The sequence below is a fragment of the Streptomyces sp. NPDC127038 genome (assembly GCF_042725875.1).
Classification (GTDB): domain Bacteria; phylum Actinomycetota; class Actinomycetes; order Streptomycetales; family Streptomycetaceae; genus Streptomyces.
Map to the genome: position 1 here is coordinate 121184 of NZ_JBHXDQ010000009.1, position 16421 is coordinate 137604.

General features: G+C 70.5%; 16 protein-coding genes. 8 read left to right on the top strand and 8 right to left on the bottom strand.

What is annotated here, in order from left to right:
• Nucleotides 1-36: 36 nt before the first annotated feature.
• Entirely contained in the window at nucleotides 37-171 is a 135-nt protein-coding gene (locus ACFWI4_RS09880; RefSeq protein WP_387193021.1) for a hypothetical protein, read from the bottom strand.
• A gap of 504 nt (nucleotides 172-675) precedes the next feature.
• Between ACFWI4_RS09880 and ACFWI4_RS09885 the strand changes: the two genes are divergently transcribed.
• The 3 genes from ACFWI4_RS09885 to ACFWI4_RS09895 are packed head-to-tail and all read left to right on the top strand — an operon-like array spanning nucleotide 676 to nucleotide 4697.
• Nucleotides 676-2823, top strand: a complete 2148-nt coding sequence (locus ACFWI4_RS09885) for a helix-turn-helix domain-containing protein (protein WP_387193024.1) — start codon at nucleotides 676-678, stop codon at nucleotides 2821-2823.
• Nucleotides 2824-2826: 3 nt separating this feature from the next.
• Complete coding sequence (locus tag ACFWI4_RS09890) at nucleotides 2827-3822, top strand: hypothetical protein (protein ID WP_387193027.1); 996 nt, start codon at nucleotides 2827-2829, stop codon at nucleotides 3820-3822.
• On the top strand, nucleotides 3819-4697 hold the full coding sequence (locus tag ACFWI4_RS09895; RefSeq protein ID WP_387193030.1) for a DUF6339 family protein: 879 nt from the start codon (nucleotides 3819-3821) through the stop codon (nucleotides 4695-4697). The genes ACFWI4_RS09890 and ACFWI4_RS09895 overlap by 4 nt, the downstream gene beginning before the upstream one ends.
• Nucleotides 4698-4707: 10 nt before the next feature.
• Here ACFWI4_RS09895 and ACFWI4_RS09900 read toward each other — a convergent pair whose 3' ends face one another.
• The 6 genes from ACFWI4_RS09900 to ACFWI4_RS09925 all read right to left on the bottom strand — a co-directional run bounded on the left by ACFWI4_RS09900 (nucleotide 4708) and on the right by ACFWI4_RS09925 (nucleotide 10731).
• Nucleotides 4708-6261: a DNA cytosine methyltransferase gene (locus ACFWI4_RS09900; protein WP_387193033.1), complete on the bottom strand. Its 1554-nt coding sequence runs from the start codon at nucleotides 6259-6261 to the stop codon at nucleotides 4708-4710.
• A gap of 45 nt (nucleotides 6262-6306) precedes the next feature.
• Nucleotides 6307-7290, bottom strand: coding sequence for a DNA cytosine methyltransferase (locus tag ACFWI4_RS09905; protein ID WP_387193036.1), 984 nt, complete (start codon nucleotides 7288-7290; stop codon nucleotides 6307-6309).
• On the bottom strand, nucleotides 7278-7688 hold the full coding sequence (locus ACFWI4_RS09910) for a very short patch repair endonuclease (RefSeq protein WP_387193161.1): 411 nt from the start codon (nucleotides 7686-7688) through the stop codon (nucleotides 7278-7280). Before ACFWI4_RS09910 ends, ACFWI4_RS09905 begins: the two co-directional genes overlap by 13 nt.
• Before the next feature lie 54 nt (nucleotides 7689-7742).
• Entirely contained in the window at nucleotides 7743-7916 is a 174-nt protein-coding gene (locus tag ACFWI4_RS09915) for a hypothetical protein (RefSeq protein WP_387193038.1), read from the bottom strand.
• Between the two features lie 175 nt (nucleotides 7917-8091).
• On the bottom strand, nucleotides 8092-9111 hold the full coding sequence (locus ACFWI4_RS09920) for an SEC-C domain-containing protein (RefSeq protein WP_387193040.1): 1020 nt from the start codon (nucleotides 9109-9111) through the stop codon (nucleotides 8092-8094).
• A gap of 144 nt (nucleotides 9112-9255) precedes the next feature.
• Nucleotides 9256-10731 (bottom strand): beta-1,6-galactanase, encoded by a 1476-nt coding sequence (locus tag ACFWI4_RS09925; RefSeq protein WP_387193043.1) that lies wholly within the window; start codon nucleotides 10729-10731, stop codon nucleotides 9256-9258.
• A gap of 285 nt (nucleotides 10732-11016) precedes the next feature.
• Between ACFWI4_RS09925 and ACFWI4_RS09930 the strand changes: the two genes are divergently transcribed.
• On the top strand, nucleotides 11017-11823 hold the full coding sequence (locus tag ACFWI4_RS09930; protein WP_387193046.1) for a class E sortase: 807 nt from the start codon (nucleotides 11017-11019) through the stop codon (nucleotides 11821-11823).
• A 31-nt stretch (nucleotides 11824-11854) separates the two neighbouring features.
• On the opposite strand, the gene ACFWI4_RS09935 is transcribed toward ACFWI4_RS09930, so the two are convergent.
• A complete protein-coding gene (locus ACFWI4_RS09935) occupies nucleotides 11855-13270 on the bottom strand; it encodes an MFS transporter (RefSeq protein ID WP_387193048.1) in 1416 nt (471 codons plus the stop codon).
• A 113-nt stretch (nucleotides 13271-13383) separates the two neighbouring features.
• Between ACFWI4_RS09935 and ACFWI4_RS09940 the strand changes: the two genes are divergently transcribed.
• From ACFWI4_RS09940 to ACFWI4_RS09955, 4 genes are all read left to right on the top strand, one after another.
• Complete coding sequence (locus tag ACFWI4_RS09940) at nucleotides 13384-13971, top strand: winged helix-turn-helix transcriptional regulator (RefSeq protein WP_387193051.1); 588 nt, start codon at nucleotides 13384-13386, stop codon at nucleotides 13969-13971.
• A gap of 64 nt (nucleotides 13972-14035) precedes the next feature.
• Nucleotides 14036-14344, top strand: coding sequence for a DUF6412 domain-containing protein (locus ACFWI4_RS09945; RefSeq protein WP_385407657.1), 309 nt, complete (start codon nucleotides 14036-14038; stop codon nucleotides 14342-14344).
• A gap of 194 nt (nucleotides 14345-14538) precedes the next feature.
• Nucleotides 14539-15291 carry a YidC/Oxa1 family membrane protein insertase gene (locus ACFWI4_RS09950; RefSeq protein ID WP_387193165.1) on the top strand — a complete coding sequence of 251 codons (753 nt, stop codon included), beginning with the start codon at nucleotides 14539-14541 and terminating at the stop codon, nucleotides 15289-15291.
• 211 nt (nucleotides 15292-15502) lie between these two features.
• Complete coding sequence (locus ACFWI4_RS09955) at nucleotides 15503-16360, top strand: fumarylacetoacetate hydrolase family protein (protein WP_385407655.1); 858 nt, start codon at nucleotides 15503-15505, stop codon at nucleotides 16358-16360.
• Nucleotides 16361-16421 lie beyond the last annotated feature (61 nt).

Sequence of the window (16421 nt, forward strand, 5' to 3'; positions counted from 1 at the left end):
AGTGCGTGGGAGAGAGGAGTGCTGGACTCGACGGGGTCATTCGACGTCGGGACCGGCGAATCCCGCTATGGGTCCGAAGAGTTCACGGAATTGCTCCGCGGTCATGCCGAAGGAGTCGAGAATCTGCTTCTGTTCCGTTTCGGAGGTGGCCGAGCAGAGTCGTAGGATCACGGAATTGATTTCACGCATCGAATGAGGGGCTAAGTGGTGCGTCGAATCCGGCTCGTCAGGGGGGTGTGCCATGGAACCTCGTGTCCTCCGGCTCTTGTCGACGACCCCGGACGATCGGGCGGTTCGGGGTGGTGAGAATGGATTTGGGTACAACTCACCCGTGTCACACGAGGTTTCTCGAGTGAGACGGACAGTGCCGCTGGCGACCGATCCTAGAGGTGTCACTCGTTCGTGTCACCCCCAAATCTGCTTTGACGTAGCGGAGTTGAGGAATCCGGTGAGTTCGCGCAGGTGATTCACCCCGAGGTGCCCCGCAGTCACGTCCGCCGCAGGGGCAAGCCTCACGAAATTCTTTTACCGGTCATACGGGGTGAATCAGGCTCGGAGAGGTCGGTCAGCCGCGGGTGAGCTTGTGTCAAACGTCGGTTGACGAGCGGCGAGGTGTCAAATTAGCCTGTTCCGTGATCGTGGGCACAACGTCAACAGCGAAGACTGGGAGGCCACATGGAGGCCGGTGAAGAGTTCGGGCCCTGGCTGTCCCGTCAGCTCAAGCTCGCGGGCAGGACGCAGGCGGAGCTGGCCGACGAACTGGGGCTGACCAGGGCCGCGGTCTCCGCGTGGATCACGAAGCGCTCGGTACCGCGCCCGACGGTCATGGCCGAGATCGCCAAGGCGCTGGGCACGGACCTGGGCACGGTGCACACCAGGACCACCGACACACAGGCCGGCCTCCCCGTCACGTGGTACCACCGACCCGGCTATCAGGACGGAGGACGTGACGGTGGCAACGCGGCGGCCTTCGCCTTCGACGCGGACGTCCAGGTGCTGGCGAGGGAGACCTGCCAGAACAGTCTCGACGAACGGATCGTGGACAACGGCCGCCCGGTCCGCGTGCGTTACACCATTCACGAGCTCACGGGTGAAGCGCTGGACGCATTCCGCGCCGCCGTCCTCTGGGACGAACTTCAGCCCCACTACTCGGCGGTCTCCGAATCCGCCGCCGATCAGAAGGTCGGACGCGTCGTGGACGCCGGTGTGCGCGACATGTTCGAGAAGGGCCGCCTGGTCCTGCTCCGTGTCGACGACTACAACGCCTCGGGCCTCACCGGTGACGACTACGACGACGGCAAGTTCGCGGCCGTCGTCCGACGGCAGTTGGAGAGTCTCAAGTCGGGGCGCGGTGCGGGTGGTTCCTACGGCCTCGGCAAGGCGACCCTGTGGGCCACCAGCGCGTTGGGCATGGTGCTGATCAACTCCACACTGTCCGTCCCGCACGAGGGTCGCACCGAGCGCCGCGTCATCGGGCGTCTGGAGCTCCCCTGGCGGTCGGTCGACGGCAACTCGTACGCGGGTCCGGCCTGGTTGGGGCGTCCCGACCCCGAGACGACCGGTGCCGAGGTCGTCCGTTCCTGGTGGGCGGACGAGGAGACGGTCGAACGTCTGCACCTGACTCGGGACGGCGACGAGCCGGGCACGTCCTTTCTCATCGTGGGCGCCCATGACGTGGCGAGTCTCGAACAGGGCGGTTCCGATCCGACCGACGAGGACTTCGAGAGCGGGAGCGACGACGACGGGACCCGCGACGTCCGGGCCATGCACCGACGGCTCGTCGAGGCGTTGGGCCGGGACTTCTGGGCGGCGATGACCGGCGGTGGGAGCAGGCTGCCGCTGTTGGAGACCTCGGTGCGCACGATGCGCAACGGTGAGGTTGTCATCGACGAGCAGAAGGTCGACCCCACCGACGCACAGCCCTCGCGCACCCGGGCGCTTCGCGCCTTCTACGAAGGAACGACCGTCGATCGACTCACCGAGTCCGGTCAGGTGGCACTCCGCACGGTCCCGCTCAAGCTGCCCCTGTCCGGAGGACTGCGAGGGACGCTCGGCATCCACTCGGGGATGCTCCTGGTCACCGAGGCGGAGGACAAGGACGGCACGCCGAACCAGGTCCACTCCCTGCGTGGCAACCGCATGACCATCAAGAAGTCCACGGTCGGCGGGCTCCCGCTGGGGGTCAGTTCCTTCCAGGCGGTGCTCCTGGTGGGCCAGGCGGCCGGCGAGTCGGCGCCCTTCGCCGAGGAGGCCGAGGAGTTCCTTCGCGCTGCCGAACCGCCCGAGCACGATCGCTGGGGACAGAGCGAGGAACTCACCCTCCGGTGGTCGCACACCGCGCACCATCGCATCTCCAGGCTGACCACCGAGGTCAACACCGCTGTGAGGGACGTGGTCGTCCGGCCGAAGAGTGCCACCTCACAGGAGAGTGCCAAGCTGCGCAAGAAACTCACCGTCCAGCGCACGGCCGCCGCGTCCAGGCGGAGTTCCGGACCGACCGTGCCGGAACTGGTCGAGCTGGACGCCGAGATCGGCGAGAGCAAGGAGTGGCGGATCACGGCGGAGGTGAAGCTTCCACGCGCCGACGAACTGCCCGCCATGACCCCTGTGGTCCTCCTCGAAGTGCGCTCGGGCGGAAGGCCCAGACTCGACTGGGCCGAACTCGTCGCCGTCGAGGGCTGCGAGGTGGTGGGCGGAGTCCTGCACTTCGAGCCGGGTGCCCGTAAGGCGGTGTTCCGTGGGGCCACCGATCCCACCAGCCATCCGGTCCGCACCGAACTCACGCGACTCGCGCTCGAGCTGCGTACCGGGTCGGGGGAGTGAGACATGAAGTTCTATCCGTACAAGCGACTCAACCGCCCGGTCGTCCTGAGAGTGACGTCCGTATCGCTCAGGCTGCTCGACCGCACCCGTGACCACTTGGACACCTCGGCGTTCTCGACACCCCAGAGGACCGTCGCCCTGGGCGTGGCACAGCACGAGGACTGGCTGTCCGCCAGGATCGGCCTGTCCGCAACCCTGCCTCCGGGCGCGACCGACCCCGACGCCCCGTGGAAGGACCTTCGGGTCCTCGCGGTGCTCACCGACGGCGACACCAACGTTCGCACCACGGTCGAACTCCGTCAGGACGCCCCGGACAGCAAGGAATGGTCCGGCGCGATCGAGGTGCGCCGTGACGACCACGTCGGTCGTGCCGACCTGGCTGTTCACGCGGTCGCCACCGTGGACGGCGTGAAGGGCCGGGCGATCACGGAGACCGACACCGACTGGACGATCGACACGGCCGCTGAGGAACCGCTCGGCGGACTGCGCCTCGACGTGAAGCAGACGAGCTTCACCAAGAGCACGCGGGAGTGGTTGCGGCCCTACGCCGACGCTCCCTGGGTCGTCGACGCCTCGGGCCGGCTCCCGGTGGTGATGGTCAACACCGATGTCGAAGGATTCTCGGACCTGCTCGGCGGTGAGACCGGTGGGATGGAGAACAAGGTCCACGAGTTGTTGCTGTCGCAGATGGCCACCGACGTGTGGACGGCCGTGTTCCACAGCGCGGTCGGTGATCTGGAGGTCGAGCCCGACGGTTCCCCCGTCTTCCCCTCCGACTGGAGGGGGGAGGTGCTGCGGGAGATGTTGCCCGACGTGGTGCCGGGCATCCGCGCCGAGGACGCACTGCGTCAGGTCCACAGGCGGCGGACCGGCGACGCGGGATGGGCGGAACTCCAGACCCGTGTCCACTTCGCCGCCGTACGTCGTGCGGGTGCGCGCCAGTCGCTGGCCAATGTCCTGCGCGCGCTCCAGCAGAGCAATCGAGAGGACCGGTCGTGATCGAGCAGCCGCACCACCTTCCCGCACGACTCGGTCTGCTCCCTGCGACGGCCGCCGATCCCTTCCTCACCGAGGATCTGCTCCGAGGGATCCAGGGGCACGAGGGCGTGGACCTGGCGAAGGTCGTCGAGCCCCTGCCGGAGGAGGACCCCCGCTGGCGGGTGGAACCGCTTCGGGAACTGATCGACGACGCGTTGCACCAGTTCAGGAATAACCGGACCGAGGCCGACGCCTGGCTGGCCCCTCGTCTGCACGCCGCTCTCCGTCTGACCCGACGGGAGGCCGCCGACCGGCGGATCTGGAACCACCTCGCGCTCGCCGTCGCCCCGGACTACGTGGTGTGGCGACATGCCTCCGCGCCTTCGGCCGGGAGCCAGGACTCGCGCGTGGCGGCGGCCCGCTTCAAGGGCGCCCCCGACCGGCAGTGCTTCTCACGTCTGTGGTGGGCGGCCGAACTGTTCCGCGACGGCGGGGACTACGCCCCGGTGGTGGCCGCCTGCTCCAATCAGGATCTGATCCACAGCGTGATGCGGTCGGATCTGGTCGACCACCGCCCGACGGCCCAGGCGTTGGTCCGAGTTCTTCAGAGCGGCATCGCCACCACCGGCCGCGAGTTCACCGGCCTCATGGCCGCGATCAACACAGCCGGTGCCACCTTGGTGTACGACGCGATGGCCCCGGACGAGTGGCGGGACCCCGAAGATCTGCGTCGCTGGATCGAGGAGGCCGAGACCGCGCCTCCGGTGCCCCGCCATGCGTTGCCGACCGGGCCGGAGGAGGAGCCCGTTCCCGCGGAGTCCGTCGAGACACTGACCAAGTGTTTCGCCGAACTCTTCGAGACGGCACCGGTCCGAGGACGCACGTCGCAGGGATGAGCCCGAAGGGTCACCCGCCGTTGAGAGGGTGGCCCTTCAGATCCTCCCGCCCGCGGACCTTCACGGCCTTGCGGGGCGGACGCCAGTTCTCGAGCTCGGCCAAGGCCTGTTCCAGCCTGGCGTCCGCCTGCTCCTCGCTCAGCTCGGGTTCGAGCACGTGCCTGAGGACGTGCAGAGCGAGCCGGGGTGGCACCGCGTTGCCGATCTGCTGGGAGCGATCAAGGCCCCGCCAGGGGTAGGCGACGGGAAACGTCTGGAGCACGCCGGCCTCGGCATGCTCGAAACGAGGGAGATCCTTGTTCGTGCCCTTGTGGACGAGCCGGTTGCGGGACACCTTTCCGGTCACCGTCGAGGAGGGGGCGTCGTGGTCGCGGCGTCCTCGTGCGGCCGGGTCGCCGCCCGTCCCGTAGTTCGAGACGACGGTGAAGGCGGGGCGGTCCGGCAGGTCGACGTCCGCCAGGTCCAGTTCCAGAGCGATGTCTCGGGCCTTCTTCAGGGCGGCCTCCATGGACACCCAGGAGTCCTTCGGCCTCTTCCTTTCGGTCTTCTTCTCGTCGCCGCCCCAGAGGGGGGTGTCCGCTCGATTCGCGTCACGGGAGGCGGCGGGAACACCGCCCGGCCGGTAGCGGTGGTGGGTCTCCTCCAGTTCCGGGATCTCGACATTCCCGAGCCTGGCCATGAGCACGGCACGCCTGCGGGTCTGCGGGACGCCGAACGCCTCCGTGTGCATCAGTTGCGTCCTCGTGCGGTAGCCGAGGGTGCCCAGCACCTTCTCGTACTCCTCCCACACACGCATCACGGCCGGCACCTGTTCCAGCACGACGGCCTCGTAGGGCTCGAGCCCCGTGCGTCGGCGGCGTTCGATCACCCACCACAACGGTTGCAGGACGAGCCCGGTCCGTTCGTCACCCAGTTCCTCCAACCGCGCCCGGTGAGCGTCCAGGGACTTCTCGAGCGCGACCAGGCCTTCGAAGGAGTTCTTGACGTCGGCGTCGCGACGAGCGAGCCCCCGCGGCGCCTCCGTCGTCTTCAGCGCGAGTTCGATCTCCTCGGTCGAGCAGCCGTGTCCGGTGAGGCTCTTCCTGACCGCCCGGCGAGTGACCGAGCGGAGTGCCTCGTCCGCTCGCTTCAAGGCTTTGATCTTGTCGGCCTCGGCAGCCCTGATCCGTAGTTCTTCGGAGATCTCGTTCCAGGTACGTTCGACCTCCGACCAGGGCGTCTCGTTCGAGCGCACGACGTCGTGCAGTCGCGCGATGTAGGCCAGCACGTCGTCCAAGGCTCTGCGACCGGCGCCGTGCCCGGCGACCGTGAACGTCTGGCAGGGCGGCCCGCCCGTCAGCACCTGGGCGTGCGGGAAGTCGGCGGCCCGGTAGTCCCTGACGTCACCGGTGAAGGTGTCCATGCCCGCTGCCGCACGGGTCGCGCAGGCGTTGTCGTCCCATTCGATGCCGGTGACCTGATATCCGAGGGCCTCGGCTGCCACATCCAGGCCTCCGGGGCCCGCGAACAGGTCCACGATGCGAAAAACCGCAGGTGAGGAGGGCGTGTGCGTGACGGGGCTCATGTGCGAGAAGTTTAGCCGGCCGTCCGGTGTGCCACTGCCCATCGGCTACGCCCGGTCCGCGGAACGCAGCGCGGTCGCGATCGACTCACCGAGGGCCCTGCCCACCGGCGGAGGGGTGGCATGTCCGATCTGCCGGTAGCGCGCGGTCTTCTGGCCGGTGACCCGCCACTCAGGGGGGAACGCCTGGACGATGGCGGCTTGGTCCACCGTGATTTTCGGCATACGCGTCACGTCGTCCGAGCGCGGCCAGGCGTAGTCGGGTCCGGGCACCTCGTCGGCGAAGGCGTTCCCGTTGATCCCCATCCGTGCCCAGGCACGCTTGGTCCCGGTCGGGCCGACATCGGCGCCACCCCGATTGTCGGAGCCGCCGACGAGGGTCGGAGCCACCGCGCTCGCCTGGTCCGCCCAGGCGTCGGCGTCCCGCCAGCCTCGCGCTGCCATCGAGCCACGTAGCGCCTGACCGACAGAGACGTGCACGCGCACCGTCGGCTCCGGCTGGACGAAGGCGTCGAACCAGGGCTCCTTGAGCGCCACCAGCACCCCTTGCTCCCGATCCTGCGGTACGCCGAAGTCAGCCGCGTTCAGTACGAACCAGCGCCATCGGTAGCCGAGGTGAGTCAGTTCCTCCGCGATGAACCGGCGCACCTGCGCATAGGCGGGCGAGTCGACGAGCGCCGGGAGATTCTCCAACAGCAGAGCGCGCGGGCGTACGGCGTGCAACAGGTAGATCGTGGCCGTGAGCCGGCGCAGTTCCGGCTCACTGTTCGGTCGTCCCACCGCGGCCGAGGACTTCACGCGGGGCAGGCCCGCCGACAGGAGATCGACATCCAGCGTCTCCGGGTGCTCTTCCGGGAGGAAGTCGATCAGGTCCTCGCAGACGACCTTCCAGCCCGGCCGGTTGGCGAGAAGCGTCTCGCACGCCTGGGGCTTGTCGTCGAGCAGGAGGACCGGGGAGAAACCCGCGCTCTCCAGTCCGAGGGCGAGCCCGCCGGCTCCCGAGCACACGTCGACAAAGGTCAGATCCCCCACTGCTTCCCTCTCCTCAGGTGTTCCGCCAGGCCGTGTTCCACGGCCGCCGTGACCCGTACGACGACGTCCTCGGGCGCCTCGTGCTCCCAGAAGCGCAGAACCGTCCACCCCAGTGCGGTCAGGTGTTCCGTCGTCTCCCGGTCGCGAGCCATGTTGCGGTCGAGCTTCGTGCGCCACCACTCGGCGTTGGCCTTCGGTTGCGTCGCGTGTTGCGGGCATCCGTGCCAGAAGCACCCGTCGATGAGGACGGCCACCTTGGCCCGGGTGAACGCCACGTCGATACGCCGCCGCGCCATTCCGGGCACGGGGTACTCCACGCGATAGCGCAGGCCGGCCGCATGAAGCAGCCGGCGCACGACCAACTCGGCCTTCGTGTCCTTGCTGGCCTGACGGGACATGCGGGCGGAGACGCCGGGAGAGGAGGGCCTCATGTCTTCCAATGGTGTCGCGCCTCAGGAGTGAAGGTCGGCTCGGGCGATGACGGTGAGCGCGGTGTCCAGGCCCGCTTCGAAGCCGTAGCCCTGGTGCGCGAGCGATTCGAACGATCTGGCCGCCGGGGGAAGCCGCTTGCTTCCGTTCGTGGGTACGTCGAACTGCCAGTCGGACGAGGGCTGGTAGGGCGGCATGCGGGGTCCTCGCGAGCAGAGACGCACCCGGAGCGTGCGGGCGTGCCGTTCGACAGATCGGGTGTGACGTTAGCGTGAACGAGTTGTGAAGGAGTAGAGGGGCCGACATAAAAGCCCGTGCGGCCCCTGGACGTGTTCCAGGGGCCGCACGTTCAGGGGCGGGACGTCGCCGGCCTCAGGCGTCGTGGTTCCCGTGGCACTCCCCGTAGGAGGAGCCCGACCCGCACCAGCACCCAGCCCCCCGCTGCGGCGGCCAGGCCACGGCCAGGCCTCGGGCTGCGAGGGTGGTCGCGTACTGGGGGAGCAGGGTCGTGTCCGTGGGGGACGTGGCCTCCGAGGCGGCGAAGGCCTCGTAGGAGGGGACCGTGGCGGTGACGATGCCGAGGTTCGGGGTGCCGGAGCCGGCCAGTTCGCGCAGGGAGGCCTCTATCGTCGCGAGGTGCTCGTCGTGGGACGGGTACTCGGTGGTGAGGTCCGGGTACGCCGTGGTCAGTTCGGTGAGTTCGGGGGCCGACCAGTGCAGGACCGCCACCGGGAACGGGCGCGAGAGGGCCTCGCGGTAGGCGCCCAGTTCGGCCTGGAGGCGGATGATCTCGGCCTGGAGTTCCGCCGGGTTGTCCGAGCCGAGCGACCAGACCCGCTTCGGGTCGTGGAGCTCGTCCAGGGAGATCGGGGACGAGTGCAGGGTGTCGGCCAGCGCGTCCCACTCGTCGTGCGCCGCGCCCAGCATGCGGCGCACCCGGTGACGGCCGAAGAGGAGGGGGAGCGTGGAGTACGGGGGTTCCGCCACGTCGGTCAGGAGCAGGGTCGTTCCCTCGGTGAAGGTGTCCTGCGCCGCCTCCAGCTCGTCGTGCGACTCCAGGGCCTCCGCCACGATGACCCAGGGGGCCGGGTCGCGCGGGGCCGCGGCCCTGACTCCGTCGATGATCGCGCGGGCTTCGGCCTCGTGGTCGTACTCCCACAGGTTCGACGCCTTCAGGGCGCGGACCAGGTACGGCTTCTCCAGGGGAGTGTCCGAGGCGAGGAGGCGGTCGTAGAGGGTGGTGGCGCCGGGGCGGTCGCCGTCCAGTTCTAGGTGGGCCGCTGCCTGCAGGAGCAGGTGCTCGGCGTCCTCCGGGTACAGGCCGGCGGTCCGCTCCAGGCGAGCCGCTTCGGCGGTGTGGTCGACGTTCTCGGCAGGCGTGTCGGGGCGCATGGGGGACACCGTACTGCCGCCGGGCCGTCAAGGAGAGAGACCTGCTGGCCAGAGACACGGGAGTCCCCGGGGGCGTGTTCGGGAACGCCGGGCGGTCCCGGCCGCCGGGTGACGCGGCCCTCGCCGCGTCACCTCAGGCCCGGTTCACGCCACCACCCCGTCCACCTGCACGGTCTGCACCGCCCCCGCCGCGAACGGCACCGCCACGGTCCTGCCGGTCAGATAGGTGTCCGTGTGGGAGGTGTAGAGGTCGCCGGTGCCGGAGGTCAGGGTGTTCCAGCGGGGGACCAGGCCGCCGGTGCCGCCGGTGACCGTGGTGAAGCGGGAGAGGTCGAAGGTCAGGGTCTGGGCGGAGGTGCCCTTGTTCGCCGCGACGATCACCAGCCGTTTCGCCGTCGCGTCGTACGCCGCCACCGCGTAGTCCACGCCCGTGTCCACGATCGTCATCCCCGGGCGGATGTGGCGGCTGAACTGGGCCATCACATAGAGCTTCGTCTCCACCGCTCCGGCGGTCAGGGTGCCCGCGTCGTACTTGATCATGCCCCAGCCCGCCGTGGGGTCCATGACCTGCCAGTAGACCCAGGCGGTCGGGTGCAGCCAGCGGAAGTCGAGGAGGAGGTTGCTCGCGAGGGTCAGACCGGTGCCGTCCCCGTCGCCGTACTCGGAGTTCCACAGGGCCTTGCCCGAGGTCGTCACGGCGTCCGTGTAGAGGAGGTCCCGGCGGCCGCCCGACCCCTGGTAGCCGTGCACGTTCACCCGGTCGACCAGGGCCCTGGTGGTCGAGCCGAACGAACCCCATGTCGTACGGGCCAGGTCGTAGCTCGTCTCGTCCGACGCGGAGATCCTCGTGCCCGTCAGGCCCCGCTTGTCCAACTCGCTGCGCAGGTAGGGGAGTACGGCCGACTGGACGGTCGCGTCCATGTGGCAGCCCTCCTGGGTGCCGGTGGACGTCCACCAGGCGGAGGAGGGCTCGTTGAACGCCTCCACGGTGGCGAAGTCCACTCCCCAGTTCGTCTTCGCGTAGAGGGCGACCGCCGCGAGGTGGGAGGCGTGCTGGCGGTAGTTCCAGGACTGGAGGTTGTTGCCGCCGCCGGACGCGCCCGAGGGGTTGTGGTTCAGACACATCCACCACATGGGCGAGTTGGCGAACAGCTCGGTCGTCGCGCCGCGTGCCGTCGCCCTGGTCAGGGCGGCCCGCTGGGTGGCGTCCGCCGTCCACTTCCAGGCCGACGACGTCGGGTCCTCGTTGTTCCAGTCCTGCCAGTACCCCTCGATCTGCTTGAAGGACGGGATGCCGGCGGAGGCGGTCATGGTCTCGCCGCCCACGCTGTTCCAGGAGCAGGCGCCGAGGTTGTAGCGGGCGATGTTCAGGCCGAGGCCCGGGCGGGAAACGCCGTTGTACGTCGTCGACCTGGTGGTGAAGAAGAGGTCGGCGAAGTCGTCGCGGGCGCCGAAGACGTTGGCCCACCACGCGAGTGAGGTGCCCCAGCCCTCCCATGTCCCGTACTTCGTGGCCGGGTTGACGGCGATCGTCGCGTCCGCGCGGGCCGTGCCCGTCGCCAGGGCGCCGCCGAGGACCGTACCGCCCGCGGCGGTGAGAAGGGTTCTGCGTCGGATCATGGCCGGCCTCTCCGTCCGTCTCGGACCAACTCCCAGCTGAGAAAGAGGAGTTGGCCTTCTGTGTCGACTCGACTTCGAACTCGGTCGCCGGCCCGGACCGCGCCGGCGCTTGCCTGTCCCGGTGATGCCAACAGGAAGCATCGGGTGTGGCGTCCGGGGTTGTCGAGGGTTGTGTCAGCCCTTTCCCGAACCTGTGGAGAAAGTGCCGGGGAGGGCAGGAGCCGCGCGGGGCTGGAGAGTTGGCGGGTCGACGCCTATCGTGCGCCCGGCGAGGGAGGCGTACGGATGCGGACTCCGGGGGTCGTGCACCACGGCACGCGGCGACGGCGTGCCGCGTACCGGCGAGCCCTCTGGAGCGGAGCCGAGGTGCTCGTCACCGTCGGCGTGGTGCTGCTCCTGCTGGTCGTGCACCAGCTGTGGTGGACCAACCGCGAGGCGCGGCACGGTGCCGAGCGCAAGGTGCAGGCGCTGGAGCGGGAGTGGGGGGCGCGGGACCAGGGGAGCGCCGGCCCCGGCGCGAGTGCCGGTCCCGGCGCGGACGGCGGGGGGAGCGGTGCCGGCAAGGCCGACGGGACGCGGGCGGCCGGGCGGAAGGACGGGTCCGGATCCGGGGGCGGCAGTGGTCCGGAGCGGCCCCGCTGGTCCCAGGCCTACGCCGTCCTCGTCGTTCCGCGGCTCTCCCTGCGGGTGCCGGTCGCGGAAGGTGTCAGCAAGGCGGACGTCCTCAACAAGGGGTATGTCGGCCACTACAAGGGGACCCAGCAGCCGGGCCAGGCGGGGAACTTCGCGCTCGCCGGGCACCGCAACACCCACGGCGAGCCGTTCCGGTACCTGCCGAGGCTCCGGCGCGGTGACACGATCACCGTCGAGACGAAGGCCGCCGTGTACACGTACACCGTCGACCGGACGCTCCCGCAGACCTCCTCACGGGACGTCGGGGTGATCCGCCCGGTGCCGCGCAGCATCGTCCGGCCGTCGTACGGGTACAGCGTGCCCGGGTACTACATCACGCTCACCACGTGCACCCCCGAGTACACCTCCCGGTACCGCATGGCGGTGTGGGGGAAGCTCACCTCCGTGCGGCCCCGCTGAAGGCGCGGCCCCGCTGAAGGTGCGGCCCCGCTCAGGCCCGGTCCCGCAGCGCCAGGACGCTCGCCGCGGCCACCGCGGCCAGGACCGCCGACACGACGATCGCCACGTTCGCGCCGTGCGCCGGTCCGCCGGTGGTGGTGACCAGGGCGATCGTGAGGGCGACCCCGGCGCACGAGCCGATGTAGCGGAAGGTCTGCTGGGCGCCCGAGCCCATCGCCGCGCGGGTCGCGGGCACGGACTCCACGGCCAGCAGCGGCAGCGCGGCGTTCAGCAGGCCGCTGCCCACCCCGGAGAGCACGAAGCCCGGCAGCAGGCGGAGCCAGGAGCCGGAGCCGATCGCGCCGAGCATCGTCAGGACGCCGGCCGCGTGCAGCGCGAAGCCGAGGGCCAGCTGATGGCGGTGGGAGACCCGGCCGACGAGACGGCGGGCCTGGAGGGCGACCGTGAAGGCGAGCCCGGACCACAGCAGGAACAGCCACGCCGTGTCCATGGCGGACATCCCGAGCGTCCGCTGGAGCAGTGCCGGCAGGAAGCTGAACAGGCCGATCACCGCGAGGCCCGTGAAGAGCCCGCCCGCCGACGAGGCGAGGAAGCGGCGGTGCCTGAGCAGCCCCAGATCGATCATGGGCGTCGCGCTGCGGCGTTCGACGGCGACGAACACGGCCATCAGGACGAGGAACGCGGCCAGCAGCAGTCCCACCGGGGCCCGCAGCCAGCCGTCGCGGCCGAGCGTCAGCGCGGCCACCAGGGACACCAGGGCGAGGCCGAAGGTCAGTGCCCCCGCGAGGTCGGGCCGGCCGCCGCGCGGCGCGCGGGACTCGGTCAGGGCGCGGGTTCCCAGGAGGGCGACGATCAGGGCGGCGGCGCCGAGGACGGCGTACGCCATCCGCCAGTTCCAGCCGGCGATCGCCCCCGCGAGGAGCGGGCCGGCGGCGATCCCGCCGCTGACGAAGGCGCCCCACACCCCCGTCGCGCGCAGCCGTCCGCGCGGGGTCGGGAAGGCGTGCACGATCAGTCCCAGGCTGCTCGCGAGGATCGCGGCGCTCGCCGCGCCCTGGGCGACGCGGGCCAGGGTGAACAGCCAGGTGGAGCCCGCGAGCGCGCCGAGCGCGGTGGTGAGGCCGAGGGCGACGGTGCCGGCCAGGAAGATCCGGCGGCGGCCGTAGTCGTCGGCGAGGCTGCCGGCGACCAGGAGCAGCGCGGCCAGGCCCAGCGGGGTGCCGTTGAAGAGCCAGGCCTGGGCGGAGACCGAGGTGTGCAGTGCGGCCGCGGTGTCGGGGAGCGTGACCATCGGGGCCGTGTACGTCATCAGGGCCACGGCGGTGGCGGCGCTGGTGAGGGCGAGGGTCGGGGTGGCCCGCGGAGCGCCGTGCGGCCCGGGGGCCGGGGGCGCCGAGGCCGGGTTCGCGGGCCGTGTCCTGGTGTCGGGCCGGTCGAGCGGGGTCATGGCGTGCCTTCGCTTCCCTGGTCGGTTCGGTCATTGAACCTTCTGAGGTCTTCACCGTAACACCTAGGTTCGGTCAATGAACCAACCTGTCGGAAAGTGGCTACAGTGGGGTCATGGCACTGGGCAAGGACTACGCGACGCAGGAGTGCTCGATCGCCCGCGCGCTGGAGATCGTCGGCGAACGCTGGACGCTGCTCGTCATCCGCGACGCGCTCTACGGCGTACGGCGCTACAACGACTTCCTCGTGCACCTCGGCATCCCCCGTGCCGTGCTCGCGGCCCGCCTCCAGGCCCTCACCGCCGAGGGCATCCTCGACAAGCGCCGCTACCAGGAGTCGCCGCCGCGCGACGAGTACGTCCTGACCGACCGCGGTATCGCCCTGTGGCCCACCCTGCGCTCGCTCGGCCTGTGGGGCCGCGAGCACTTCACCGAGAGCCGCCTGCGCTACTTCCGCCATGCCGACTGCGGCACGGAACTGGGCCCGTACGGCGAATGCCCCGCCTGTGGCGTGATCGTGCCGGTCCCGGACGTCGAGATGACGCCGGGCCCCGGACTCGACCGGGACCCGGCCGATCCGGTCAGCCGGGCCCTGCTGGCACCGAGGCGGCTCCTGGAGCCGATCGACACGGACCGAGGCCCGGACGGTGTGGCGCACACCGCGTCCGATTCCGGGCGGTCGGCGCAGAATCATCCTGTATAACGAACGCAGGAAGACGCGTACCTCGTACGAGAGCGCGCGGCACGTACGAGAGGAGGAGCGGCCGATGACCCGGAGCTGGGCCGACGCCCGCCCCGCCGCCGTACTGCTGCTCCTGCTCCTGGAGGTCGCGCTGCTCGACACGGGCAGCCTCACCGCCACCGTCGCGGTGGCAGCGACCGCCGCGGCCGGTTCCGCGTTCGTCGCCTGCTCCCTGATCGTGGCGCGCTGCGCGCCGGCCGTGCCGCCCACCCGGGTCCGTACGACCATCCGGGACCGCGACCGCCGTACGGCCTTCCTGCCGCAACGCGATCCCGACGCCAGTGGACGGCCGCGTCCCCGAGCGCCCGGACACGCCCTCCAGGCGACCGCGTAGGCACCCCTTTCCGTTCCACCCCGGCGACCGACCGTCCGCCCCGGGTGGCTCTCCACTCCTGGTGACGCACCCCGAGATGTCCGGTGGCGCACCCGAGTGGTCCTTCGTCACGGGTGACCCGCGCGGGTCGTCATGCCGCAGTCCGTACTCCCGGCACGACGAGACCCCCGGAGGGCTCACGCATGTCCACGTTCATGTCCGTTTTCGCGCACCTGGTCGAACACCTCGCCGACCTGCTCCAGCCGCTCTTCCACGCCTCGGCCACCGCCGCGGCGATCGTCCTGTTCACCGCGCTCGTACGACTGCTCGTGCACCCCCTGTCGCGGGCCGCGGCGCGCGGACAGCGGGCGCGGGCCGCCCTCCAGCCGCGGATCACCGAGCTGAAGAAGAAGCACGGCAAGGACCGCGAGTCCTTCCAGAAGGCCCTGATGGAGCTGCACGCCGAGGAGAAGGTGTCGCCGCTCTCGGGCTGCCTGCCCAGCCTCTTCCAGATGCCGGCCTTCTTCCTGCTCTACCACCTGTTCTCCAGCTCGGCGATCGGCGGCGAGGCCAACACGCTGCTCGGGCACAAGCTGTTCGGCGCGCCGCTCGGCGGCCGGTGGGCGGACGCGCTCGGCGGCGGCGGGCTGTTCGGCCCCGCCAGTCTCGTCTATCTCGGCCTCTTCGCCGTCGTGACGGCCGTGGCCTGTTTCAACTACGTCCGTACCAAGCGCACGACCACCGTCGCGCCCGTGGCGGCGGAGGGGCAGAGCGAGCAGGCGGCCGCGCTCGCCTCGGTCGCCAAGATCATGCCGTTCATGTCCTTCTTCACGCTGTTCACCGTGGCCGTGGTGCCGCTGGCCGCCGCGCTGTACGTGGTGACCAGCGCGACCTGGAGCGCGGTGGAGCGGGCGGTGCTCTACCGGGACATGCCCGGGGCGGTGCCGGCGGCCGCGGCTCTCGCCTGAGGCGACCCTCCCGGGCCGGGCCGCCGGTCCGGTGCGTGCACACGGTCCGGTGCGTGCACACGGTCCGGCCCGTGAACGCGGTCCGGTCCGTGAACGCGGTCCGGTCCGTGAACGGGGTCTTGCGGACTGGACGGCGAGCTTGGAGGATCGCACGGTCCTCCGACGGCCGCACCCGTCGGTCGACGGCCCGCCACCGAGGGAGATGGTGACCATGAAGCTGCTGCGCGTCGGTACGGCCGGATCGGAGCGGCCCGCGCTGCTCGACACCGGGGGAACCCTGCGGGACCTGTCGGGGCTCGTGACCGACATCGACGGGACGCTGCTCGCCGACGAGGCGGCGCTCGGCCGGATCCGGTCCGCCGCGGCGGGCGGTGAGCTGCCCGTGCTGGACGCGGACGGACTGCGCGTCGGACCGCCGGTGGCCCGGATCGGCAAGGTCGTGTGCATCGGGCTGAACTACCACGACCACGCCAAGGAGACCGGGGCCGAGCCGCCCGCCGAACCGGTGATCTTCTTCAAGGCCGCGGACACCGTCGTCGGGCCCGACGACACGGTGCTCGTGCCGCGCGGGTCGGTGAAGACCGACTGGGAGGTCGAGCTGGCCGTCGTCATCGGCCGGACCGCCCGCTATCTGGAGTCCGCCGAGGAGGCGCTCGCGCATGTCGCCGGGTACGCCGTGGCGCACGACGTCTCCGAGCGCGAGTTCCAGATCGAGCGCGGCGGCACCTGGGACAAGGGCAAGAACTGCGAGACGTTCAACCCGCTGGGTCCGTGGCTGGTGACGGCGGACGAGGTCCCGGACCCGCAGGCGCTGTCGCTGCGGCTGTGGGTGAACGGTGAGCTCAAGCAGGACGGGACGACGGCGGAGCAGATCTTTCCGGTCGCCGAGGTCGTCCGGTACGTCAGCCGCTTCATGACGCTCTATCCCGGCGATGTGATCAACACCGGGACGCCCGCCGGGGTGGCGCTCGGGCAGCCCGAGCCGAAGCCGTTCCTGCGGGCGGGGGACGTCGTGGAGCTGGAGATCGAGGGGCTGGGGCGGCAGCGGCAGGTGCTTGCCGGAGCGTGAGCGCTCCGCTTGGTCTGTAGGTGAGGTCGCTGTGGTGAGGGTGCGGTCTCGGGTGCGGGTG